The following is a 24,528-nucleotide window of genomic DNA, read 5'->3' as shown; positions in this document are numbered from 1 at the left end:
GGTGATTTTCACTGTGCGTCCTCCTGCGCGAAGGCCGCGTCATTTTCGGCAGCGACATCCGTCATGGGGGCCAGTGTCGGCGGGGCAACAGCAAACAGGCTGCCCGCACCGGTCGACGACGTTGCGGTGCCTTTCTGGAAGAACGGGTAGGTATTGACCCGCGGCTCGGACGGGGTCTCGGCCACAAGCGCATCGGCACGCAGCACGCGCCCATCAGGAAGCTGGGCAAGCTCCGGCAGCTCGGGGATCTCCGGCAGGCCGTCCGAAGGGGCAGGATCGTTCCAGACCGCCATCACATCCGCACGCAAGGCAGAAAGCGGCGCCTCATCCGCCAACACCACGGACGCAAGCCCGAGGATACCGATTAAAAAGACAGCCAGTAGCCGCCGGTAATTGATCATGGGATTCGCCCCGCAAACGCAATTCTTGCTTTGTGGGACGCTAGGGCGAAATCGTTAGCAATTCGTAACTAGCGACTTTGATTAAAGTTTTATCGAGCCCTAGTTCCGAAGCTGTGCCATGAAATCCGCATGCAATTCCGGCGGCGCCACAACCAGCCCGTCCTCCTGACATTCCGGACGGTTAAAGCCGAAAGGTTCGCCAAGGCGGTTGGTCACCCGCACCCCCGCGCGCTCCGCGATCAGACTGGCGGCTGCCACATCCCATTCCCAGGACTTGCGCATGGAGATCGTTGCGTCAAAACGCCCCTCGGCCACCAGACATAGCCGCCACGCCATAGAGGGACGGAAGGCGCGCTCGTAGCCCGGAAAGCCGTTCAGCCAGATCCCCGGATCATCGCTCAGCTTCGAGGTCAGCACCGTAGCGCCGCGTATCTGCGTGGTCTTGCTGGGCTGGATCGGTGCGCCATTCAGCAGCGCAGGCCCGTCCAGCGTGGCGGTATAGGTCAGGTCCAGCGCGGGCATGTGCACGACACCGGCAATCACGCGCCCGTTTTCGGCCACCGCGACAGACTGCCCGAACCCCGGATCCTCGCCCAGAAACGCGCGGGTTCCATCAATCGGGTCGATGATGAAGACACGTTCGTTTTCAAGGCGTTCAGCCCCATCCACACTTTCTTCCGAAAGCCAGCCATAGGCAGGGCGCGCCCCGCGCAGATGGCTTTCCAGAAAGTCGTTCACCGCCAGATCGGCCTCGGAGACGGGGCCCTGATCGGCGGGCTTGTTCCACGCCTCGGGGGATTGTTTCCAATATTGCAGTGACAGCTCGCCCGCCTCGCGCGCGACCTTCTCAAGAAGCTGCAGATCGTCGATGTAATCATTCACCGGCAAGTGTTAACCCCTCAACCAGAAGCGACGGAACAACATGGCTGAGATGCGCACGCGCATCATTGGCCGCGATCATGCTGCGCAGCATATCACGCAGGTTGCCCGCAATCGTGCACTCATTAACAGCATAGGCAATCTGCCCGTTCTCGATCCAGAACCCGTTGACCCCACGCGAATAATCGCCGGTGTTAGGGTTGATCGTGGCACCGATGAACGAGGTCACCAGAAGGCCTGTGCCCATCTGCGCCATCAGCGCCTCGCGGCTGAGATCCCCTTGGGTCAAGGCGATATTCCCCGCCGCAGGGGCCGGCGCGGAAGACAGGCCGCGCGAGGCATTACCGGTGCTCTCAAGCCCGAGCTTGCGCGCGGTTGCCAGATCCAGCGTCCAGCTTTTCAGAACCCCGTTTTCCACGATCACCCTCCGACGGGTCGGCAGACCCTCGGCATCGAACGGGCGGGAGCGCGAAATCCGCACGCGATGCGGGTCTTCGATGATCGACATCGTCTCCGGCAGAACCTGCTCGCCCATTGCATCGCGCAGCCACGAGGACCCGCGCGAGATCGAGCTGCCATTCACCGCCGACAACAGATGCGAGATCAGGCTCGAGGACACGCGCTCGTCGATCAGAACCGGATAGGCACCGGTTTTCGGGCGGCGCGGATTCTGCCGTGCAACGGTCCGCTCTGCCGCCAGACGCCCCACCTCTTCGGGGCTGGGCAGATCGGCCTGAAAGATGCGGCTTTCTCCGGCATAATCGCGTTCCATCGTCAGACCCTCGCCCGAGATCGCCACACCGGACAGCCCCCGCGATGAACGCGCATACCCGCCGCTAAATCCGTTGCTGGCGGCCATTTCAACACGTTGGCGCGTGAAGGACGCAGACGCGGCCGACACTTGGGTGATCCCCTCCACCGCCAGAGCCGCGGCCTCAAGACGCAGGGCGTCCTCTTCCAGAGCCTGCGCGGTGGGATCCTCCGAGGGGTCCTCCAGCTCGAGCGCCGCAATATCCCAATCGCGGGCAAGCTGCGACGGATCGGCAAGGCCCGCATAGGGGTCTTCAGGCGCAATCCGCGCCATCGTTACCGCACGCTCGGCCATGTCACTGATCGTGCGGTCGGAAATATCCGATGCCGACACGCAGGCCTGACGCCCGCCAATCAGCACCCGCAAACCGATCTCGACCCCTTCGGCGCGTTCGGCCTGTTCCAGAGCCCCCTGCCGCACGTCAATCGACACCGCCGTACCATCGACGGCCATCGCATCCGCGCTCTGCGCCCCTGCCTTCTTGGCAGCGTCCAGCAGTCGGGCGGTCAGATCACTGAGATCAGACATGGGGGTCTCCTTGGTCTAGATGGCAAGACGCCCGGCACGGACCGGGCGACTCACACGATTTCTCATGCTCTTACTGGATACGCTGGCCATTTGCCAGAATTTGCCCATCTTCGGTAAATTCCAGATCGGTTTCCATCGCATCGTCACCGGTTGGTTTTGCATATAGCCCGAGGATCATCTGGGCAAACATCGCCTGATCCTGCGGCAAAAGCCCCATATCGGTCAGTTTCGACATCAGCCCCTTGGCCCCGCTCAGCGCCAGATGCACTTTGCCCACCGGCCACGGAATCCCCGCCGCACTGTCAAACGTTACCGCGCCTTTCCCTTGCAGATCCACCCCGACCGCATTCAGATGCAGGGTATCGAGGTTCATATCCCGCAACTCGCCCGGCGCGCCGGGAAGCGTTGCGAAATCTTCCGAGAAGATGTCCTGATTGACCAGGGCATGGCCCGACAGCTTGAGGTCGAGATGGGCAGGATCATGCGGCAGCTTGCCTTGCGGGTCGAGCATGGTCCAGACCTGATCGCTCAGCGTCAGACCGGAAAGGCCCAGATCCAGCCCGAAGGGTTTGGGATCCTTGCCCGCCGCGATCGGGAAATCCGCACCGCTTTGCGCATGATCAAGCGCGAAAGAAGCCTCGATCGGCATATTCGGTGCCTTGACGTTCATTTTGATGGCATTGCCGTTGGCATGGTAGAAAACCATGCCGTCTTTCATGTCGATTTTCTGATCGCCATGCTCCGCCTTGAACTGGATGCTGGCGTCGCCATCTTCCGATTGCGCATCGAAATTCAGCGACATCGGGCCGACCTTGCTGAACAGGCGGCTTTCCACGCCCGGGGTGCTATAGGCGGCCATCTTGCCGTCAAGCGTGACGCCCTCCGGCAGGGTCGTGGACATGTCGGTAGAAATATCGCTGAGCGCCCCAGCCACGACAAAGCTGCCGCCAGCCGGATCGCTGCCCTTCCCGTTCAGAGTGCCCTGATCGATGTGATAGGTGCCGCTTTGCTTGGTGCCCGCGCGCAGGTCGTTATTGAAATCGCCCTTCATACCGGTCAGGCCAAGGGTCACAACGGTCGGGAAATCGGCCTCGTCCTGATGCACGGTCTGCTTGAGATCCATCTGCAGATCATCAATCCGCAGATCGTAATGCACATTCTGCGGCACGCCCGAGGCCACCACATCGGCCCCCTTCACGCGGAAATCGGAGGCCGCCGTCACAACCGGCTTCCCCTCGAGCACCGTCTTGCTATCGCCTTTGATATCCTTGCCGATATCCACACGCACACGCCCGTCGCCCATCTCGATAAAATCGAGCTTTGAGACCGTGAAACTGTTGGCGGATGTCACCTTGTCGCTGCCCGGTGCCTCGCGCGTCAGCGTCACGCCCTGAACGGTCAGGCCCTTGCCATTCGGCGTGACGGATTGAGCCGAAACCTCGAACCCCATCCCGCGATACAGATCCTGCACATTGGTCCAGACATCCTGCGCCGTGACATCTGCAAACCCTGCCGTCCCGATCATTGCCAGACAGGTCGCCGTGACGGCCACCCCAGTAATACGAGCCATACAAAAGCCCCCTTTAACGAAATTTGGCACACAATCCTTTTTGCCGCCCGCCGCGTCAACCCCGCGCCGCGCCCCCGAAGATCATCTTTCCATGCTTTTGACGAAAACCCTGTGCAAAAAACAAAGCCCCGGCGCGGGCCGGGGCTTTATCAGAACGGATGACCGTCAAATCAGTAGCGGTAATGTTCCGGCTTATAGGGGCCTTCGACCGTGACGCCGATATATTCGGCCTGATCGGGGCGCAGTTCGGTCAGTTTCACACCGATACGGTCCAGATGCAGGCGGGCCACTTTCTCGTCCAGTGCCTTGGGCAGGATGTAGACGCCCGGCTGGTAATCTTCGCCCTTGGTCCAGAGTTCGATCTGCGCCAGCACCTGATTGGTGAAGGAGGCCGACATCACGAAGGACGGGTGACCGGTGGCATTGCCGAGGTTCAGCAGACGACCTTCGGACAGCAGAATGATGCGCGCGCCCGAGGGCATCTCGATCATATCCACCTGATCCTTGATGTTGGTCCACTTGTGGTTCTTCAGCGCCGCGACCTGAATCTCATTATCGAAGTGACCGATATTGCCAAGAATCGCCATATCCTTCATCTCGCGCATATGCTCGATACGGACGATGTCCTTATTGCCGGTGGTGGTGATGACGATATCCACATCCGAGATGACATCTTCCAGACGCACGACTTCAAAGCCATCCATTGCCGCCTGAAGCGCGCAGATCGGGTCGACTTCGGTGACCTTCACACGGGCACCTGCGCCGCGAAGCGAGGCCGCCGAGCCTTTACCCACATCGCCATAACCGCAGACAACCGCAACCTTACCGGCCATCATCACGTCGGTCGCGCGGCGGATACCGTCGACCAGCGATTCCTTACAGCCGTATTTGTTGTCGAATTTCGACTTGGTGACGGAGTCGTTGACATTGATCGCGGGGAACGGCAGCTGGCCCTTCTTATGCAGATCATAGAGGCGGTGCACGCCGGTGGTGGTCTCTTCCGAAACGCCCTTGATCGCGTCGCGGGTCTTGGTGAACCAACCGGGGCTTTGCTCCATGCGCTTCTTGATCTGCGCCTTGATCACGGCCTCTTCTTCGGATTGCGGCACGGGGATGATATCCTCGCCCGCTTCGGCACGTGCGCCCAGCAGAACGTAAAGGGTGGCATCGCCGCCATCGTCGAGGATCATATTCGCGCCCTCGGGGAACTGGAACGAACGGTCGAGATAGTCCCAATGCTCTTCCAGCGACTGGCCCTTCACGGCAAAGACCGGAACACCTGCTTCGGCAATCGCCGCGGCAGCGTGATCTTGGGTCGAGAAGATATTGCACGACGCCCAACGCACATCCGCCCCAAGCGCCACCAGCGTCTCGATGAGAACAGCGGTCTGGATCGTCATATGCAGCGAACCAACGATGCGCGCACCGGCCAGAGGCTTGGATGCGCCGAACTCGGTGCGGCAGGCCATCAGCCCCGGCATCTCGGTTTCGGCGATGTCCAGTTCCTTGCGACCGTAAGCCGCAAGCGCGATGTCTTTGATTACGTAATCAGCCATGCTCGGCTCCCGTTTACCCTTGCTGGGGGATTACCTAGCATCCCCCTGCGTTCTGGGCAATTCTGACGAGCCATTTAACGTAGTGTCTTATCCCTTAACGGGAAGGATTTCTGCGTTTTCCAGCATAGCGACAGGGCTATCACCACGCTCCCAGCCCATACCGGAGGACAGAACACAGGCAACGCCATCCGCACGGTTATAGACCGCCGTCCACGTGCCCATGATATCCGAGGCCCAGAACTCGATCGAACGGTGGTCCCCGATCTCGCGCTGCATCCGTTTCTTCTCGGCGAAATCATGGTCAAGCGTCCGGGTCAGGGCCGCCGGTTTGTCACAATAAGGGACATTGGTGGCCTGATCATCGCCGATCTGCTGGATTTCATCAAACATCGACAGATCGCCGTTGCCATAGATCGGCCCCATCGGCTCGTCCATCGGGCGCCCCATATCTCCGTCATAAGAAACCGTTTGCGGAGCGGCGACAGGGTCCGCCTGCGCCGCCGCAAGGCCGATTTCAGGAACATCCATCTCGAACCCGTCAAAGTTATCCACCTTTGACATGGCAACTGTAACCGGCAGCGCAACCGCAAGGGCCGTAACAGCAGTGATCGTCGCAACTTTCTTTGGGCCGAGGCGCATGATGTTCCTCCTTATGTCCTGTTCGATCCCTCAACGCGCCCCGACCGCCCTTTGTTCCCGTTTCACCGATTTCGCGCTTATCTGACGGGGCTGCAGGCATAACAGCGCCCTGCCAAGGACCGTAAACGGTATTGGATCAAGCCTTTTCATAGGCCGCCTAAATCTGATAAATCCGCGTCGATCTTGTGGTGCAAAGCCGGGTCGTAGCACTCGCCCCAGAATTGCGCCTGACAGATTTCGAATCGGTTAAGAGACGCTTGCGTCACCTTTCATGCGGGAGAAATTATGACCATCAAGGTAAATGCCAGCCGCCCCGCTGCCCATCGAAAGGCGATTATTTTCTGCTGCGACACGGGCTACCTTCCCTATGCAAGCCTCGCCGCAGAGCAGATCCTGCAATCGACACCGCGCCATGATTTCGACATCTGCATCGCCTTCAACGAACGCCCTGTGCGCCTTCCCGAAAGCCTGTCACATCTGAACATCCGTCTTCTGAAGGTGGATATAGGCACGATGTTCGAAGGGCTGCGACTGGATGCGGGCAAAAGCCATGACGTGTATCTCCGGCTCGCCCTGCCGCAAGCACTCCGCGAGGAGTACGACCGCATTCTCTACATGGATGCCGATATCTACGTGCAAAGCGGGGATTTCTCGGCCCTGATGGACTGCGATCTGGGCCCCCGCCCGCTCGCCGCCGTGCGGGACAACATCCAGTGGCGCACCCCCACGCGGCGGGCGATGCAGTTCAAACGGCTCGGGCTGCCAAGTGCCCCCTATTTCAATGCAGGCATCCTGCTGATGGATGTCCATAACTATATGGCCAGCAACCTGCTGGAAAAATGCGTGGACCTCGGGCGCAAAGAAGCGTCGCGCATGATCCGCCATGACCAGAATCTGTATAATTCGGTGCTGCAAGGAAACTGGGCCGAGCTAAGCCCGTTCTGGAATTGGCAATATAGCTGGGCCGCGCGGTTCTTTTGCGACGTACAGGGCCCGCATGTGATCCATTTCATCGGCAATTCGAAACCCTGGAAAGACACGGACGGACAATTCCCTCCCCGCTTCCGTCTGCATTACAGCCGTTTCATCCGCGCGCATTTCCCCGACCATCCGGACTGCCATATCCCGCACTCCCAACTGCCCCCCGATGGTGTCAGGATGCGGAAGATGCTGATCAAGCACCTCCTCTCGTCAAAGGCCATCGGGCGCTATCTGGGCCGCTTCCCGACCGATCTGACGGTGATCAAATGAAACGCGCATGGCAACGCATGCTGTCTGGCCGCAGGCTGGATCTGCTGGACCCGACGCCTATGGATATCGAAATCGAGGATATCGCCCACGGGCTATCTTTCGTGGCGCGCTGGAACGGGCAGACCATCGGTGACTGGGCCTATTCCGTCGCCGAGCATTCCATTCTGGTCGAGGAAATCTTCGGCCTTCTCTATCCCAAAGCGACAGCCAGATCGCGCCTGGCAGCGCTGCTGCATGATGCCCCCGAATATGTCCTGGGCGACATGATTTCCCCCGTCAAGGCGGCCATCGGGCAGGATTATGGCGTTCTGGATGCGCGCCTGACGGCCGCGATCCATCTACGCTTCGGATTGCCGGCACAGATCAGCCAGCAGCTCAAACGCCAGATCAAGCGCGCCGATATCGTCTCGGCGCGCCTTGAGGCCGAACGGATCGCAGGTTTCTCCGCCACAGAGGCCGACAAGATCTTCGGCAGGGTCGATGCCGATCTCGCGGCGCGGCTGGAAATCCAGCTACGCCCCCCGCGCGAGACACGCACAGCCTTTGTCGCGCGCCACGCCAGATTGCTAGAGGCGCTCTGATCAGACCTTACGAATGGTGTCGCCCATCTGCAGCACCGGCTCCAATACCAGCTTCTCGCCCCCGATCATCCCGCTATGCGGCACACCGGCGATAATCTCTGCCGCCTTGAGCCCGATCTCGCGGCGGCAGGAATCCATCGTGGCCAAGCGCCGCGAGAATCCATCCAGCAACCGCAATCCGTTAAACCCCGCCATCCCGATCTGGTTGGGCACATCATAGCCAGTATCCAGACACCACAGCATCCCCCCTGCCCCGATCATATCGTTCGAGTAATAGAGAAAATCGAGATCGGGAGAACGGGTCAGGATCGTCTGGGTCATCTCGCGTCCCTTCGCCAGCGCCGATCCACCGCCATAGAATTCCTCATCGGCAATCGACAATCCCGCTGCGGCAAGCCCTTCCTTGAACCCTTCGAAACGCTTCCGCGCGCGATGGTCTTCCGGCATTTTGGACCCCAAGAAGCCGATCCGCTTATATCCCGCCGTCACGATGGCTTCGGCCATCTGCAAGCCCGCACGACGATGCGAGATCCCCACGACCGAATCCACGCCCTCGCCATCGGCATCCATGATCTCGACCACAGGAATACCCGCATTGATCAGCATGGCGCGGGCGGCCTCGCTATGTTCAAGCCCCGCGATGATCACCCCCGAGGGACGCCAGGACAGCATCTCGTACAGAACGCTCTCCTCCTTTTCAGGCGAATAATCGGTCACACCGACCACGGGCTGCAAGCCACTGCCCTCCAGCCCGTCGGAAATTCCGGCCAGCACCTCCGGAAAAACAAGGTTGCCAAGCGACGGGATAATCACCCCCACCAGATTGACGCGCTGCGAGGCCAGAGCCCCCGCAATCTTGTTGGGCACATAACCAAGCTGCTTTGCGGCTTCCAGAACCCTGCTGCGCGTGGTGGCCGACACATCTCCACGGTTGCGCAACACACGGCTCACCGTCATCTCGGAGACACCGGAGGCCTCGGACACATCACGCAGGGTCAACGGGCGGCGTGTATCATTGGGCGGTTTGGTCACGATGATGTCCTCGACTGCTGTTTATTCTTGTTAGCGTCAATTATTTGTCTTGCGCAAGTGCAACCGCTGCGCTATGTTAGCGATAACAGAAGGGGCGAGAATCCGAAAAACCCCGACTGACATAGGCAAGACCGCGTGTAGACTCCGATCGCGGGATCGCTAAGGCAAAGGGGAAGCGGTGGGCCAATTCGCTTCCCCTTTTCATTTTGCGACCATCATTTGTGATGCGAAAAGCAAATAGGCTTGAAACCGATAGCATTTGTGGGCATCAAGACCCTGCCTCAAGACCAAGTCAGTCTTGCGGGGCCCCGTGGCTCAACTGGATAGAGCAGCCCCCTCCTAAGGGGCAGGTTACAGGTTCAAATCCTGTCGGGGTCACCACTTTACGCTGATTTGCCAATTGTTGTTCGACATCCAAAGGCCGTCTTTTCGACAAAAGACGGGTTTTGAATGATCACCGCATTCTGCCGTCGATCTGGCTGCCGTTGCCAGAATACTGCGGTCAAATGGGACGTGCGGGATCAGCTCTGGCCAAGACCTACCGCCCTTTGCAGCACCGGTTCGGCCTCTTGGCGTAGATAAAGGGGACCGAAGTCCACTCCGTCAGGCGAGAACGGTCTGACGCCGGCGGCGCGCAGCCTGGCGGTGCAGGTCTGGCGGTGGAGGCCGAATTCATCCTGCATGGTCGCAGGGGTCAGGAATCGGCGGTGGAATTTGGTCGTATCGTCCTCAGAGACATAAAGTACGGCCCGCCCAATCACAGGGTGCCGGTTCCAGAATGCTGGGGCATGACCGGCCTGATGCAGCGCCGGATACCAGCCCTTGCGCCTCATGCCGATGCGGGTCGCAAAGACCGAGGCTGGTTGCCCGGCCGCCGCCGTTTCGTCGCGACGGCGGACATGAGGGCGCGCCCCAGTCATGCTGTCGACCTCGGCCTTCGGAACCATGAACGACCGATAACCCGATTGCCCGGGATCGCGCGCAACCCTCATGCGCCCCTCCCTGATGGCATCCAGCATCGCGCCGACCGGCAGGCCGGTGCGCCGTTTCGCGAACTGGAGCCCCTCCCAGCCAGAGCCATCGGCCGGCGGATCGGGTTGCATCAGGGCGTGCAGTTCCGCAACCAGTGCCAGCCCGTCGGCGAGCCGCCAAGGCGCCTTGACTCGAGGATGCCTGGTCAGTGGGCGAATGATGTTCTCTTCCCGTAGGGTGCGAAGCTGTGCCTCGGTCGCGCCCATGGCCGCAAGCATGTCGCCCCGTCCAACCAGCGCTGGGATCTCTGCCAGAAGCCACGCATATTCGGCCACATCGAAAGTTCGCAGCGCAGGTGGGCGCGGATCTGTGGCCGGCAATCCCCCAGCGTCGGTCAGGATCTGCTCGACCAGTTTTGTCGAGACGCCGATCTCATTTGCCGCCGTTCCGGAAGTATGAAGTCGCCGCGCTGGCAGCATCTCACCCAGGACGCGCTCGCCGGCGGCAATCGGCCAGGTCTCGAGAATGCAATCCCGCAGCATTGTGCGGAATGGATCAAAGGCTGCATCTGTCAGATAGTCATCGAGCGCGACATACAGCTTTCCGAAGGTCTGCCGTGGCGCGATCTGCGTGCCGCCGCGGCTTCGGGCAAGGTCCCGAAGGGCCTGACGGAATGCCGCCTCTCCTTGCGAAAGCACAGCGAAACCGGCTGCATGAGCCTCTGCCTCTTGTCTGTCGCCACGGCTTGCTTCGGGGGAGCGATGTTGCAGCAGGGCCATCCCGAAGAGCGCGGAGATCGTTGTTGCGGCATATACACCGTGCCCGGACAGCCAGGTCGGGTCCTCGCCGGTCTCGAGGCGGTTATCCAGCCAGAGATCGTAATCTGTCGGTTCAGAGCGGGGCCGATCGAACGCCCCTGCCATGATCTCTGGGGCAAGATCCCGCAGCCGGGCCACGCTGTCGAACCTCTTGGAAGGCCTAGCCACTTCCCAAAGCGGCACGAGAGGGTGGTGATGGTGGCAGCAGAGATTGACCGACCGCAACAGCCAGTCGCCCCGCATCGCCATCGATCGTTCCGGATGGCCGGGCGTCGCTTGGGCATCTTCTTGCAGGCACAACGGGCAACCTCGCATGACCGGATTGCGCAGGGCGCGCGATACAAAGACTTCACCTCTGAAGGTCATCCTGACGTCACCGACAGGCACGCCAGTCCAGGACGCAAGTTCATCACGTATTGCAGGGTCCAGTCCTGCCGCTTCGGCCAGGCGATCAAGGGCAGCGGTCTCCAGATCCAGAAAGCGGCGGATCTGATAGCCGAGATCGTTGGAAAAGTCGCTCATCGTTGCGGCGTTCATCGCGGCGAAACGCGAAAGGAAGGATAGGACCGTTTCGCGCGGGGCCGGGAGTGGACGGAGAGGCAGGGAGAAAGGCATCGGATTCCATATCGATTTTGTCTTGGACACCATGCGAGAACAGGCCAGGCTGGTCCAGAGACGATCGCCAAAGGGAGCTCGATCTGTCTCGCGATCGCGAGAGGTTCTGCCAGAAGGGCGTATTTTGTTGAAAAACTCGTGCTTGATCGAAGGGCCATCGGCTGATTCAATTCCTGCAAGGGACGGGAGGATCGGCGATGATGGGACCGCGGCAGGAGGCGCAACCGGCGCTGTTCTACGAGTTTTCTCTGGAGGATCATGTCCCGCAGAACCACCTGCTGCGTTCCATTGATCGGTTCGTGGACCTCTCCGGGATCCGAACCTACCTTGCCGATTTCTACAGCCACACGGGGCGCCCCTCAGTCGATCCAGAGCTGCTGATCCGAATGCTGCTGGTAGGGTATTGCTTCGGCATCCGGTCAGAGCGGCGGCTGTGCGAGGAGGTGCATCTGAACCTGGCGTATCGGTGGTTCTGCCGCCTGGACCTCAGCGACCGTGTCCCTGACCACTCTACCTTCTCAAAGAACCGACATGGCCGTTTCCGTGACAGCGAGTTACTGCGGCATCTTTTCGAGACGACTGTCGCACGGTGTATCGCAGAGGGACTGGTCAGTGGCCAGCGCATGGCTATTGATGCCAGCCTGATTGAAGCTGATGCCAACAAGCAGAACTCTACGCCGAAGGATGAGTGGGACGCCGGAGCGATTGATCCCGCGGATGCGCCCAGGGCCGTTCGTGAGTATCTGGACACTTTGGATGAGGCCGCATTTGGTGCCGCCAGCGAGGTTCAGCCAAAGTTCACGTCCCATTCCGATCCGGCCAGCCAGTGGACTGCGGCCCGTAAGGGACCGGCATTTTTCAGCTATTCCGACAACTACCTGATCGACACTGACCATGGTGTCATCGTGGATGTTGAGGCCACGCGCTCAATCCGGCAGGCCGAAGTCGGTTCAACCAAGACCATGCTGAAACGCGTGAAGGCCAGGTTCGACCTCCACCCTGAACGCCTGATCGCGGATACCGCCTACGGCACCGCTCCAATGCTGGGCTGGCTGGTCGACCGCAAGATCGCACCCCACATCCCGGTCTTCGACAAGTCAGGGCGCAATGACGGGACCTGGACCCGGGCCGAATTCGAATGGGACGCGGAAAACAACCAGTACATCTGCCCGGAGGGGCATGAACTGAAGCAATTCCGCCGCAACTATTCTGATCCGAACCGTGGGCCGACAGGTAAAGGCGTCGCCAAATACCGCTGTCTGAAGCACACCTGTCAGGCCTGCCCTTCAAAGGCGCGCTGTTGCCCGAACATGGACTTCCGGTCGATCACCCGCGAGGAACATGAAGACGCTCGACAGGTCGCGCGGGACATAGCGAAGACGGACCAATATGTCATCTCGATGAAGCTGCGGAAGAAGGTCGAGATGCTCTTTGCCCATCTTAAAAGGATCCTTGGCCTGAATCGGCTCCGATTACGTGGACCCTGCGGTGCGAATGACGAATTCCTCCTCGCCGCAACCGCCCAGAACCTTCGGAAACTGGCCAAGATCCTTCCTGCACCGCAGCAACCGCGAAAAGCCTGACAGGAAAGGCGCCCGCGCTCCAATCTGGGCGCAACATTCTGCGCCAGCGAATGGGTGTTTTTCCACGGAATCGGCGGAGAGCGGACTTTCGCTGCGTTTTGGATGAATGACAGCAATGCCCATGAAGCGGACGTATCTAGGATGGAAGAACTTGTTCAGCGTCCAGCCCGCTGAGGGGCCACATATCGGTGGTATGGTGCAGCGGAGCGAGTGTGGGGCTGTGCGCAATCTGGTCAACACCAACGTGGACTGTCGTGCCGAATAGGTTGAAATGACTTCGCTTGCTAGAAAGCTTAAGTGGTGTTTAGATCAGCATGGCTCGGCCGAGACATGTTGCATTAAGTTCATTTAGGAAATCAAATTGTCTATCCCCGATTGGAATATGGCGGGAGTTGTGCCGCCCATTAGGCCCGGCGCTCACCCAGCCGGAAAAGACCGTTCTCCTTATAGAGTTTCGCTGAGTGAATTTGCAGACCGATTTTGCTTGAGCCCCGAACGACTTGAGATACTCAACGGGTTAATAAAACTGAGAGCAGGACTGCATTCCATTGGCGTCACTCAGGGATTCCAGTGGATCGACGGGAGTTTCCTTGAGCACATTGAAGACACCGAGGCTAGGCCCCCGAACGATGTGGATGTAGTCACCTATGCGTTTCTACCTGCCGGAGAAACGCAGCAGTCCTTCATGCCCACGCTTTTTCCGTACATTGATCGCGCAGCTGTCAAGGCCACTTACAAGGTTGACCATATCGTAAGGGTTCTTCCTCAGATTGACATCCATGATGTATGTTACTGGTACAGCCTTTGGTCACACCGTAGGGATGGTATGTGGAAAGGATATGCCGAGGTTGATCTTGCTCCGACTGACGATGTGCAGGCTATGAACCTTCTGGCAGTCAAGAGCTCAGGATTTCAACCATGACGATTAGAAGAAGGGACGCGCTTCTTTCCGAAATCGGTGAGGTGCAAGCAATACTCAAAAAAATACCGAGCGAGAATGTCATTGATCGCTTCGGCCTAGAATCTCGCCTTAAAGAGCTAAACGAAGAGTTGGAGCAGCTTCCGGGTCGCCTCCAAGAGCCCGAAAGACTATCTTTGACCTTTCGGGGGGAGCCCGTCCGTGGGAGCACTGCCATTTCAGCTGATTTCGCTGGCAGCGCCTCTTCCGCATTCGTCGACGCATTCTCAGCCATCATCGCTGGGCTAAAGGGGTCGCTGAAGTATTCCGGTCCCATTCCGGACAAGGCTAGCACCCCTCTAATGATTACAGGGATGGCCACTGGCTCTTTCGGATTTGAAATGGAACTCCCGAACCTGCAAGGTGAGTTCTTTGAAGAAAGAGCGAGCGCCGGTGGTGCTGTCGAGATTTTCAAGGAGTTACTTCGTGTTTCCGCTAAAGGAACTGACGATGATATCTCGGACATTGTGGAAGAAATACACCCACGAGCGGTCCGAAAAGTCGCAAATTTCTTGTCTGAAATCTCAAAAAAGGGGGCATGGTGCGGATTGGAGTTCCGAGATAGCTATTTCAAATATAGTAGCCTTGAAGAGCTGAAGAGCTCAGAGGAAAGGCTGCGAAAGGAAAATATTTCGGAAACTGAAGAGGCGTATTTCGGGGAATTTCAAGGGTTCCTACCTCAAGGGCGGAACTTTGAATTTGCCGTTTCTGACGGCTCCGGAATTATTCGCGGTCGTTTGGGGCCAGATATCGAAGATCCAGACGTTCTCAATCGTGAATGGCTTCATAAACCGACGCGTGTGAAATTTAATGTCGTTCAGGTTGGTCAGGGTCGCCCGCGCTACACGCTTATTTCGCTTGATGACTTGGGTGCTTGAAGTGGCGACTAGAAGAAAGCGAGTCGGGGGGTTAGGGTAGTGGCCCTGGTCAGGGAAACGGATTCTGTGGTGGAGGCTTTATGATTTCGTTGTGGTCATGGCGCAGCCTTCCTCTACGCGCTACCACGTCCGAAGTCTGCTCGAGGCCGGGACCGGTCATTTCCTTCGCCAGAAACGAATGACTGCAAAGGGCCGATGGCTCTACTTTAGAAAAGTTTGCATAGTGCCAGGCAGGATTGGCTCCGCTCCAACTGAAAATCCGTTAGCTGCCAGGAGTGCATCTCTTGTTTGCTTCTCGCAAGTCGCTAGGATCATAAAAGCTTGCTGAAGTGATGAGCCTGGAAAATGGGAGTTTGCTGAATAGCCATGCATTTTTTTCAGCATCGAAATCACGATGGCGCTTAGCGAATAAAATGGCTCATGCGCTAAGTCACGTTCGACGGAATCTTGGTACAAAATACAATATAATCTTTCCATCACTTCTAGCTTTTCACCCCCTTCTGCATCTATTGGCAGAGACATATTCGGGCGGCGGTTGAAATATTCGTGACATTCTTTGTGACACTGCCTACATAGTGTGATCCCATTGCCTGGATCAAACTGTGCCGGACTAGCTATCACTTTTCTGAAAATGTGATGAGCTGCCAATCCATTCACTTCATGACAGTCGACACACCTTTGGCCGTCACGATAGCGCACGAAATCACTCCATTTGGAAAGGCAATAGGATCGAGAACGCCTTTCGCTGACTGCCTTTTGGAGCTTAGATAGTTTCGAATTAAGCAACTGAATATCTGGTTCAATCATTCCAACCTCTCTATTGCCTTACTATATGAAGACCTCTTGACTGCCCCAAGCTCCGTTTTACCTAACGCAGCTACCCAAAAAAAACCACACCGGGCCACCCCACCAACGTCGGCTCTGGTGAGTCTGCGCTGCAGCAGAGAGGCGCGGGACAGATGTCTCCTTTGGGCCGGGACCGGCGACTCGCATGGGTCGATCCGGGCTCAGGTTGCTGGTTGCCGCAAGTCCGCCTCCAGCCCGTTACTGACCTGTGCTGCCAAATTGCTTGCGCTGGAAGCGTCTCTCACCCCTTCAGCAGATTCCGACAAGTACTCCGGCGACTAGCGCCTTCCGTGTGTTTAGTAAGCAAGGGTCGGTCTAAGGGGAGTGATCATCAGAATCTTGTCGTCACGAGAAGACTACGTCGCGGCCGAACTTGAGCCCGGCTACGTCGCATGAGGCGCTTAGGATACGCGTTACATCGGCCTTGGAGCTGTTGGTGCTGATCCACCACCCTGCGCCGGGCCAGAGTTCGCGTGTGTATTGTTTGTTGAGATCGGAACGCCCTGGGTGGACGCGATCGCGGCTCGTGGTCACATAGGGCCTGGTCCGTCCGGCACCTTTGCTCAACTTATGAAGAAAGGTGTCGTCAAGGTCTGCCAGCGCCGTGAGCGCGCAGGTCAGGGCGTCGGAGAGAGTTGCGCACGGCTGTTCGTGTCCCAGAACCGAGACCGTATAGCGGCCCTGCGTTCGCTGTACCGGCAAGGGCATTGGAGCATCAACTTTGTCTTGGGGGCAAACGAGCCGCCCGATAACATCAACGAGTGGCTCGCCGGGCCGGGCATGCCGCGCGAGCGCGACGACGGTAGCCTCTGGCAGCACGACCGTCATGTGGTTCAAGTTTTTCATTGTTGCACTCCTTCCTTCCCACTCTTGCGAAGCTGCTTCCAGCCATGCCCATGGAGGCGACAACAGGTCACTACTGCGCTCCCTTCCATCACGACTTTATGGTCCCGAAACCGTTCCAGCCGCGCGATTTCCTTTTTGTATTTCGCGATCTGCCCCGCGACGTCCTGTCCACGTAGAACGTAGGTATCTGCGCCGATTTGAGTACCATGGACGACAATGACGGCTACGTCTTCGTCACGTATGCCTCTCTGTCTTATGCGGGCCGCCGCATGGCGTGTAAGTTCGAACGCGTTCATTGGACCGCTCCGACATCTGAAGATTGGTCAAGGTCAATCGACGCGATCATCGCCGTCCATTCAACCCACTCTTCCTCGGGCACGCGCTCTTCGATCCATCGTACCCGTTCCGCTGTGGCGTGGTCGGCCAGCAGTTCGTCGGGCATATCGGCCAGGCGCACATGCCCTTGCTCCAGCCCGAACCGAGCGCGCGGCGAAGAGGCGACGATACGGTCGAGGTCCGTGCGGCAAACAGCATATGCTGGGAAGCCATCCGGCGCGTCAGCCCACGCAGTGCCTTCCTCAACCTCGACTCTCGCAGTTGCGTCGAGGTCGTCGGACAGGTGCTTCAGGTAGTCGGCGAATGGGTTGGTCGCGTCCGGGTCTGCTGAGGCGTCGTAAGATCCTTCCGGGATCATTCGGCCGAACACATCACTTGCCTCAATAGAGGCTTCTTCGCCATCGGCGATGTCTTCCGCTCGATACGCGGCCAACCCATAGGCCAGGCGGCCTGCCGCGTCGTGCTGACCATTCAGCACTGCGATGGCTTCACGCGCCCGGGCCAGAAGCTCCCTCCGCCGACGCAGGCTACCCTCGGCCAAGAGTGTGAAAAGCAGTGGTGCCATCTCGATGAGAGCCGAAGCGGGTACGCCATAGCGTTGCTTCGTCAGTGCGTAGGCAAGACGATACCGCGGGCGGATGAGGGCGGCGATCTGGACGGAAGGCTTGCTGTTCTCGGGTCTCCGCTCATCTGGCATTGGCTGGTCGCCGGTTAGGACGCCCCTCTCGACACCAAGTGCTTTGGCGAGGCCACACAAGGTGTTTGCGCGGGGCCTATGTTTTTGGCCTCCCTCAAGGCGCCGGATCGTCTTCGCACTTACCGCGAGCGACCGGCCATCTTCCCCTTTCAGCTTGCTTGTCCGTTCTGCAAGTGTTTCCGGAGACCACCCCTTGTTCTCGCGTAGGGTTCTGACGCGCTTTGGTTTGATTTGCATGTATAACTCCTTTTGCTGAATACCAAGTTCGGCTTTAATGTCAATTCTTTCAATATTCCATATTTGGACATTTGACCGAAGTGCGCGACGCGCCATGCGATATTTGAGGCCACTATTTGGACATAAATGGTCATTGAGTGATGACAGGAGCGTGGAGGGCGCGTTTAAGCAGTGTTCCCCAAGGAACAGTTCGTGCGCCCCATCAGGCTCGGCCGCATGGCTTATAACAAGTTCACCGGCGGTCCTGAGACCAGTCGAACCTCTCGTAGGGGTTATTCAAACATTCTGCGGCTCTGTCGAAAGACCTCAAAGGCCTCCCTCGCAGCGCCATTTCTGAAAAACGGCTTTCGTGCAGTGAACTCAAAGGGGCCATAAATACACACTTCGCTCTGCGGCCTGTCTGAAATTTCTCCGAAACATCACGAACGACCGCTTCTGAGAAGTTGCACCGCAGAGACGGCCAGCATCTTCAAGGTCCGCGAAGGGCCGAAATTACCGATGCCATATTTCTGCATCTGCGAAAGCTGCAATAGCTGTATGTGGTAGTCTGGGCTCAAAGCGGTCATGCGGCGGCGCGGCGGCGCCATCACAAGGGCCGCGTCACCCTATCGACGCGATCGGCCCACTGCTGCCGTTCGCTTGATTGGCCATCGCTGCGGCGCAGGTTCCCAATGCGGTCACTCGAAATATTGCGAACCACGACCAGGTGCTGGAAGGATCGCAATACGGACAAAACTACCTCCGACAAGCTAGAATGTTTCAGTCAACCAGCGCCAAATAAACTCCATTGCTTCCGTTCATTTCTGCTCTGTAGAAACCTTCTCACATGAACAAGCGATAAGGATAAACACTCCGAGGCAGGTCCTGAACGTTCGCTATTGTGCGGGCCAGTTTCTGCGAATAACGAATGCTAACGGGTACTGGGTCGTAGAGGGCATCGTTATTCCAATCCATCTTCGTGAGGGCCAACGCCTCATGGGCTGTGTGTTCAAGTGGTCCGCTGCCGGCATGACGGATCAATTGTAGCGGCCGGGGAATACTCTTCTTACCCTGATAGTAATCGCCTTTGTTTGAGACATCGGGAGCATTGCCCGCCACCCATACCAAGGCAGAATTGCCCGTGCGGATCACCATCGTCCCGCGCGGCACGGGAAACCCCGAAGGTTTTGACGGTGGTTTCTCTACGCCCGACTTGATGAGCCAGACGCCGCGCCAGCACGACGCCGAGCTGACCTCGACGCACTCTATTTCCGCTACACCGGTAAGCGCATCGAAAGCGCCCTCGATTTCAGCTTCCTTGAACGCGGTCGTTTTGTGAATGACCATGCGTTTTGGTAGGTTGCCGCCATTGCGCCCTTGGTAGAGCTCCAAGCTTCGGGCGAGGACCGCGCGCATGTCGTCACGACTTAGAAAAGGGTTCCGGCGGGCTTCGACCACGTCGGCCACAGGGTCTCTCGCCTCGAACGCGACGAACTGCATGCCGCCACCGTCCATGTCGAACACTTGAGAGCAGCAGGTTACATAGTGGGCGTCTTGTTGGTCACCGCGCAGGGCATATGCCAATCCGATGTAGGCGGTGTCCGCCGGCACACCTTTCAGCGGCGCGAGCTTCCATGGCGTGCCTGCAGCCTTCACATACAGAGCGGTTGAAAGACGCCACGCGAGCGAGGCCTTAAAGCTGAAGTTGAAGACCCGATCGTTCAAAACCTGGGTCGGAATATTATACTTGGCGCCCAGAGCTTTCAGCACGTCGTGCGCGTCAAAGAACCTTCCGCGTGTCGCCGTGTCCCAGTTGTCGGGAAAATGGACCAACACAACGTCGAAATCGTTGCGAACGGCGTCGAGGCGGCGGAGCGCGGCCTCCATTGCGAAATATAGGCGCTGCTGTGCGTTGCCGTCACCTGGGAACTGGTCGAGGTGTTCGGGCCACTTGATATGCGCACTCGCTGGCGCGGGATCGAGCGATACGCGGAACAGGCGTTCGAAACCGGGATACTCCGGCACATATTCTAATCTGTCGGAAGGCCGATGGACGCCGCGCAACAGCTTCATCAGTTCGCCACGACGATGAAAAGCGCTTTCCGGGCCAACGGTTGCGATGCGAACGCGGGGAGTGTATCCGCTGAACGATCCTTTCGAATATGGCCCGAAGTTCAGGAGGCCGCGCAATGGATGGATATTGACCTGAGTGGCGTCGGATGGCGAAAACAACAGGTCCGGCTCATCCAAGAGCGTGAATGGCGGTAGCTCGGTGAGGGCTGGGTTCGCCATCATTTGCTCCTGTCGAAGTATTTGTGATGATGCGACGGTCGGCTAAACCCTGTGACGGGTGACACCTTGAACACGGCATCAATGCCAGCGCCATCTTCGAGTCCGAAAGCGCTTCGAAGTGTGCCGCCCGTCTCGGTCAGAAGCTGGGCCCAAGCACCAATAATGCTGGCCCAATTTTTATTATACCGCCGAGCCCATCGTTCTCGGCGCCAGTCACCGGCAGGATCAACTCTTCGCTCGGCCTGGTTTCGCATTTCAGCCGCACCGTCCGCTTGTGGAGGGTCTTGTCGGGGCAACTGGACGAACGTGTAAGGCTCGAAGCCGCACCACCACTTGCCATCAACCTGTTCCAGCTTGAGGTGAACACCCTCCTGAAAAGGCAGGCCAAGCTTGGGCACTGTGCCAAACAGGCTCGTGCCGTAGGCGTCGCGTAATCGGGATAAGGTTTGTTGCTGACGCTGCGTTCGATCAGGATCATCGCCTTCGCGCGGTCCTGCAACGACGAGTGAATGGCCTGAACGCCTGTAGCGAGGGATGAGCGGGCGCTGCCGGGCGAGAGATCGCACGAGCGTGTCGTAGATCAATCCCATCGCCCAGCTATCAGCGACCGGATCCATGTCTATCATTCCAGCGAGCGACGGACCCAGGGGAGCCAAGGCATCCAGGATTTCGTGGTCGCGCCCGAACACCGCCAAATCACGCCCCAAAGCGGCCCCCGTCGCCCGACATCTCTTTGCCTTGAAGATCGCGCGCATCTCTGCCGATGTTGTCGGTTGGCTCAACCTGATGCGCCTGGCTGCGGTCGGCATCGATTGGAGCAGAATTGCCGAATAGCGCAGCACCGGGAATGGGCGGGCTTTGGTATTCGGAACCTGAACGGGTACGAGACGCGGCGTAGGTCGTCCTTCCATTACACGATCAAGAAGCGGTTTGGGTAAATCGGTTACCTTGATGATGTCGGCAGCCAGTTCGTCGAAAGTGGCGCATTCAACGACGGCCACGTCCACGCCAGCCGCCCCGGCGCGCTCTAAGAATTCTGTCACTGCGGGCAGTAATCGCGAAGCTGATGAGGTGAGCCAGTACAGTCCGTTCGGGAATGGCGAAGGCGCTTCGAGAACCGTGTTCAATGCCTCCATGATCGAATTATCGCGTCCGCTATAGCCGACGAAGATCATTCCGAAGCGCTTGGCGGATTCCACCAGCACATGCCGCATCCGGGCGTCTTGTTCCTCCAGTTCCGACCCCGTGTTTTTGATCGCAATTGACTGGTAATCACCATGGAGCTTGGCGACCAACGGCCAGTCCGATTCATTTAGGCACCGCATGGCGCGGTCGGCGGAATCGATCGCAGCTACGGTCGGGCGATTCTGGCTGTCTGTCGGCAGGATCGCATTTGCCGAATGCGCCGACTCCTCGATGAGCGGATCGAAGTTGGTGGTGAAAACGTTATCAACCTTACCTGCAGCCATTAGACTGCCAAGCACCTTATGTCCAAAACAGGGAGACCCCTTCGAGATCGCATCGTCAATGTACTGTCGGCGGTGCCGAGCCAATGGATATACCGCTTCGAAGGCCTTGGAGTATTCCGTAGGATCACCGTCAGGCGGCAAAAGTGAGCTTTGCCGGAAGAAGGCATTGATCCTTTCGATCCAGATCGGGTCAGCGGTGTCGATCTCGCGCCTTGACAGGTTAGTTTCGCGGCAAAATATCTGAGCCTTGAAATCCCGTATCATTGCATAGCCAGTCGGAATACCGGAGGCAGCCGATGCGCCGGCACCAAGAAACCATGCCACGAGGTTTGGCCTGAGATCGAAAGCGGTCGCAAATTGTGCAGCGCTAATTTTCGGGACAGAACTGATTTGAATCTCCTATGACGATGTCCGGGCTGTAGAGGTTTTGTGGATATTCGAAGTTTTGAATAATGCCGTGTTAATGCAATCAGATCATCGTTTCATCTCGTAAACGCACGCGCAAGACTTTACGCGAATATGCTCTAGTATCGCCCGCCCTATCACGCGAGGTGAAGCGTTTTTTCAGCCTATGAGATACTCGCCGAGTCGACTCTGACGTTGCATGTGTCATCACTTTTCGAGGCTCCTTGGGCATGAATTTCTGCTTTCGCCTCAGTCTGCTGGGCGCTCTTCGTTTCGACGAGCCTGTGGTCGCGCATGACAGCCTGCCTCAATGGCAGCTAACACGGACAGTGACGGGCGTGTACGAACCTGCGGCGAAGTTCCGGAAACCGCCCTTCGTTTCGGACTGAAAACCTACGCGTCCGGCCCAAACCGGACCTTGGCATGGGAAACGAAAGCTGCGGTGCAGCTTCCCAAAAGCGGACAAATACCAAATGACAAGACAGAGTTGTCATCGAACAAGCTTTAGCTGTAGCCTGGCGAGAATATGTGGGAGGCTGATTTGGACGAAGAAATCGCGAATTTCATGCTTTTGGCTGCCAAGTTAGAGTTCTTTTTGGTCAATCTCGACCAAACCTTTGCCCATGTGGATGGAAAGACACGGGTGGTTAGGGGCATCGACTGGGACCGGATCGGTCAATCATTGGAAGTCAAGCATCCTTTCAGCGGATTTGATTTCGCAGGATCGGGGTTTCAGCTCTTCAAAGAAACGACGCCTCAACTTCTGTTAGCTAAAGAAGGTGGCGGGTTGAAATGGGACAGTGATGAAATCGAAGTTTCGTCTTGGCAGATATTGTTGGGGCGTAGCTATGCTCAGCTTCGGAACAATGTTGCACACGGAAACAAGGCTCAGCTCTCGGCACCTTTCACACATGATCGAACAAGGGAGTTTCTCGAAGCAGGGCGCCACCTGATCCACTTTCTTGCGGGAGCACATTCATCGGATGACACTTGGAGCTACGCAGTCCAGTTCCATTAGCGTGCTCAACGTATCACGGAAGATCCTCAGGCCATCGAATCGCGGACGGCCATCTCCAGACATTCGCCAAGTTGGGCTTCGCTGCGGAGCAGCTTACCCATACCGGACATCGGCGGCATCGTGCAGCATCGACTGACAGCCCAAGGTGCGCAGCGCGGACAATGCGCCGGTTCGCTGCCGCTATGCCGATGCCTGCTCTCCTGAAGCGGAAGGTGAGCACTATTGGAGCTTAAACCTTCGAACAACGATCATGAGAGATGTGGTTTCGAGATAGACTGAAGTCGCACAATAGGCCCCTGGTCGCAGTTTGATTGGTAAGGTTGCTGCAACAAGGTCGTCACCAATTTCTGCGGCCTGTTAGAGCTTTGTGGTAAAGCCCAACCGGGACCTGCTAAACCTGATTGAATGCTTCGCAACAGCAAATTTCTCAAGGTCACGTACTCGCAAGAAGTTGTTTCAGCGCTTCTGACGGTTCGCCTCGCGCGGAGCCACCGTCTTGTTCAGTAAATACACCGACCAAAGACACTTGCCCAAGTGCCAGTCTCGCGCTGTTCAACATAGGTCCGCCAGACAGGCCTCGTGGGATTGGCGCAGTTTGAAGCATTTCACTGTTGATAGATTTTACCTTGCTTCGTCGATATTGTAGACTAATCAAACCATCGGCTATTTCTTCGGACGTCCCGGTAAATATGTAGGGCTTAGGTTGCAGAGTTGCGCCTGGGCGTTTGAAGTCTCTGGCTAGCCAACCACCAATGGTGATTGGCGAGGAAGGCGTGGTGCTAATATTGCATATCTCCAGGCAAGGGCGACCAGCTAACTGATCTGCATAGAAACATGCAATATCGCGATCTTTCGCAAAGTAAACTTCACTATTGACGTCGCCGACATAGACCCAATTTACGTCAGCATAAAACGCCTTTTCACCAGCTTCATCCTTTCCGTCATGTCCAAACAAAGTGTGTTTCGCCGTGACCAACATCGGACGTGAATTATGGCTTAGGATGAACCCGCTACCTACTTGGTCAGGGAGAGTGGGATCCTTCGCGTTCGACGCATAAATCGGCACGAGTGTCGGCTGCACAATCCTCGCAAAATTTTCTCCAATACGTTCTATGCATTTCTCAATCATCCTGTAGCCGTCTAACCTGTGTTCAGTAGATGTTATCAAGTCAAGAATCTCAGCCAGCAAAAGACCGGCCCTCACCTGCCGTTCAGTCCCTGGCCGATCGCGGCGGTGCGGCTTCACAAGACCGGTCATTCGTTGATCGCGCAGCATCTGCGGGGGATCAAGGTCGGCAGTGCGCAGGTTAGCAATATTTGTAAATGTTTTG

General features: G+C 57.7%; 20 protein-coding genes and 1 tRNA gene. 7 read left to right on the top strand and 14 right to left on the bottom strand.

The window, feature by feature from the left end; translation table 11 throughout:
- Window positions 1–8: 8 nt before the first annotated feature.
- From RPE78_RS06895 to RPE78_RS06870, 6 genes are all read right to left on the bottom strand, one after another.
- Window positions 9–401 carry a hypothetical protein gene (locus RPE78_RS06895; RefSeq protein ID WP_406720140.1) on the bottom strand — a complete coding sequence of 131 codons (393 nt, stop codon included), beginning with the start codon at window positions 399–401 and terminating at the stop codon, window positions 9–11.
- A gap of 99 nt (window positions 402–500) precedes the next feature.
- Window positions 501–1,283, bottom strand: coding sequence for a 3'(2'),5'-bisphosphate nucleotidase CysQ (locus RPE78_RS06890; RefSeq protein WP_406721627.1), 783 nt, complete (start codon window positions 1,281–1,283; stop codon window positions 501–503).
- On the bottom strand, window positions 1,276–2,619 hold the full coding sequence (locus tag RPE78_RS06885; protein WP_339108744.1) for a TldD/PmbA family protein: 1,344 nt from the start codon (window positions 2,617–2,619) through the stop codon (window positions 1,276–1,278). The genes RPE78_RS06890 and RPE78_RS06885 overlap by 8 nt, the downstream gene beginning before the upstream one ends.
- A 70-nt stretch (window positions 2,620–2,689) precedes the next feature.
- A complete protein-coding gene (locus tag RPE78_RS06880) occupies window positions 2,690–4,189 on the bottom strand; it encodes a DUF2125 domain-containing protein (RefSeq protein WP_339108743.1) in 1,500 nt (499 codons plus the stop codon).
- A 170-nt stretch (window positions 4,190–4,359) separates the two neighbouring features.
- The gene (gene ahcY, locus RPE78_RS06875; RefSeq protein ID WP_339108742.1) at window positions 4,360–5,745 is read right to left on the bottom strand and encodes an adenosylhomocysteinase; all 1,386 of its coding nucleotides are present in this window, start codon (window positions 5,743–5,745) and stop codon (window positions 4,360–4,362) included.
- Between the two features lie 87 nt (window positions 5,746–5,832).
- Entirely contained in the window at window positions 5,833–6,384 is a 552-nt protein-coding gene (locus RPE78_RS06870; protein ID WP_339108741.1) for a hypothetical protein, read from the bottom strand.
- 285 nt (window positions 6,385–6,669) lie between these two features.
- Between RPE78_RS06870 and RPE78_RS06865 the strand changes: the two genes are divergently transcribed.
- Both RPE78_RS06865 and RPE78_RS06860 read left to right on the top strand, forming a co-directional pair.
- Window positions 6,670–7,635, top strand: a complete 966-nt coding sequence (locus RPE78_RS06865) for a glycosyltransferase family 8 protein (protein ID WP_339108740.1) — start codon at window positions 6,670–6,672, stop codon at window positions 7,633–7,635.
- Window positions 7,632–8,216 carry a hypothetical protein gene (locus RPE78_RS06860; protein ID WP_339108739.1) on the top strand — a complete coding sequence of 195 codons (585 nt, stop codon included), beginning with the start codon at window positions 7,632–7,634 and terminating at the stop codon, window positions 8,214–8,216. The genes RPE78_RS06865 and RPE78_RS06860 overlap by 4 nt, the downstream gene beginning before the upstream one ends.
- Here the strand turns inward: RPE78_RS06860 and RPE78_RS06855 are convergent, their stop codons facing one another.
- A complete protein-coding gene (locus RPE78_RS06855) occupies window positions 8,217–9,248 on the bottom strand; it encodes a LacI family DNA-binding transcriptional regulator (protein ID WP_406720139.1) in 1,032 nt (343 codons plus the stop codon).
- A gap of 304 nt (window positions 9,249–9,552) precedes the next feature.
- On the opposite strand from RPE78_RS06855, the gene RPE78_RS06850 reads away from it, so the two are divergent.
- A tRNA-Arg gene (locus RPE78_RS06850) sits at window positions 9,553–9,629 on the top strand.
- Window positions 9,630–9,769: 140 nt separating this feature from the next.
- On the opposite strand, the gene RPE78_RS06845 is transcribed toward RPE78_RS06850, so the two are convergent.
- Window positions 9,770–11,653, bottom strand: a complete 1,884-nt coding sequence (locus RPE78_RS06845) for a TniQ family protein (protein ID WP_406720138.1) — start codon at window positions 11,651–11,653, stop codon at window positions 9,770–9,772.
- A 197-nt stretch (window positions 11,654–11,850) separates the two neighbouring features.
- Between RPE78_RS06845 and RPE78_RS06840 the strand changes: the two genes are divergently transcribed.
- The 3 genes from RPE78_RS06840 to RPE78_RS06830 all read left to right on the top strand — a co-directional run bounded on the left by RPE78_RS06840 (window position 11,851) and on the right by RPE78_RS06830 (window position 15,072).
- On the top strand, window positions 11,851–13,236 hold the full coding sequence (locus RPE78_RS06840) for an IS1182 family transposase (RefSeq protein WP_406721608.1): 1,386 nt from the start codon (window positions 11,851–11,853) through the stop codon (window positions 13,234–13,236).
- A gap of 361 nt (window positions 13,237–13,597) precedes the next feature.
- A complete protein-coding gene (locus RPE78_RS06835) occupies window positions 13,598–14,158 on the top strand; it encodes a DUF6932 family protein (protein WP_406721607.1) in 561 nt (186 codons plus the stop codon).
- Complete coding sequence (locus RPE78_RS06830) at window positions 14,155–15,072, top strand: hypothetical protein (protein ID WP_406721606.1); 918 nt, start codon at window positions 14,155–14,157, stop codon at window positions 15,070–15,072. Before RPE78_RS06835 ends, RPE78_RS06830 begins: the two co-directional genes overlap by 4 nt.
- Before the next feature lie 201 nt (window positions 15,073–15,273).
- Here the strand turns inward: RPE78_RS06830 and RPE78_RS06825 are convergent, their stop codons facing one another.
- From RPE78_RS06825 to RPE78_RS06805, 5 genes are all read right to left on the bottom strand, one after another.
- Window positions 15,274–15,879, bottom strand: coding sequence for a hypothetical protein (locus RPE78_RS06825; RefSeq protein WP_406721604.1), 606 nt, complete (start codon window positions 15,877–15,879; stop codon window positions 15,274–15,276).
- A 384-nt stretch (window positions 15,880–16,263) separates the two neighbouring features.
- Window positions 16,264–16,764 (bottom strand): hypothetical protein, encoded by a 501-nt coding sequence (locus tag RPE78_RS06820; RefSeq protein WP_406721603.1) that lies wholly within the window; start codon window positions 16,762–16,764, stop codon window positions 16,264–16,266.
- A gap of 292 nt (window positions 16,765–17,056) precedes the next feature.
- Complete coding sequence (locus RPE78_RS06815; RefSeq protein ID WP_406721602.1) at window positions 17,057–18,034, bottom strand: multiprotein-bridging factor 1 family protein; 978 nt, start codon at window positions 18,032–18,034, stop codon at window positions 17,057–17,059.
- 822 nt (window positions 18,035–18,856) lie between these two features.
- Window positions 18,857–20,305, bottom strand: coding sequence for an argonaute/piwi family protein (locus RPE78_RS06810; RefSeq protein ID WP_406721601.1), 1,449 nt, complete (start codon window positions 20,303–20,305; stop codon window positions 18,857–18,859).
- Window positions 20,305–22,098, bottom strand: coding sequence for an SIR2 family protein (locus RPE78_RS06805; RefSeq protein WP_406721599.1), 1,794 nt, complete (start codon window positions 22,096–22,098; stop codon window positions 20,305–20,307). Before RPE78_RS06805 ends, RPE78_RS06810 begins: the two co-directional genes overlap by 1 nt.
- Window positions 22,099–22,720: 622 nt before the next feature.
- Between RPE78_RS06805 and RPE78_RS06800 the strand changes: the two genes are divergently transcribed.
- Window positions 22,721–23,197, top strand: coding sequence for a hypothetical protein (locus RPE78_RS06800; protein ID WP_406721598.1), 477 nt, complete (start codon window positions 22,721–22,723; stop codon window positions 23,195–23,197).
- A 433-nt stretch (window positions 23,198–23,630) separates the two neighbouring features.
- Here RPE78_RS06800 and RPE78_RS06795 read toward each other — a convergent pair whose 3' ends face one another.
- Complete coding sequence (locus tag RPE78_RS06795; protein ID WP_406721597.1) at window positions 23,631–24,455, bottom strand: hypothetical protein; 825 nt, start codon at window positions 24,453–24,455, stop codon at window positions 23,631–23,633.
- Window positions 24,456–24,528: the final 73 nt, after the last annotated feature.

The organism is Thioclava litoralis (genome assembly GCF_045278885.1).
Lineage (GTDB): Bacteria > Pseudomonadota > Alphaproteobacteria > Rhodobacterales > Rhodobacteraceae > Thioclava > Thioclava litoralis.
The sequence above is the reverse complement of the archived record's forward strand: the minus strand, read 5'-3'. Positions and strand labels throughout refer to the sequence as shown.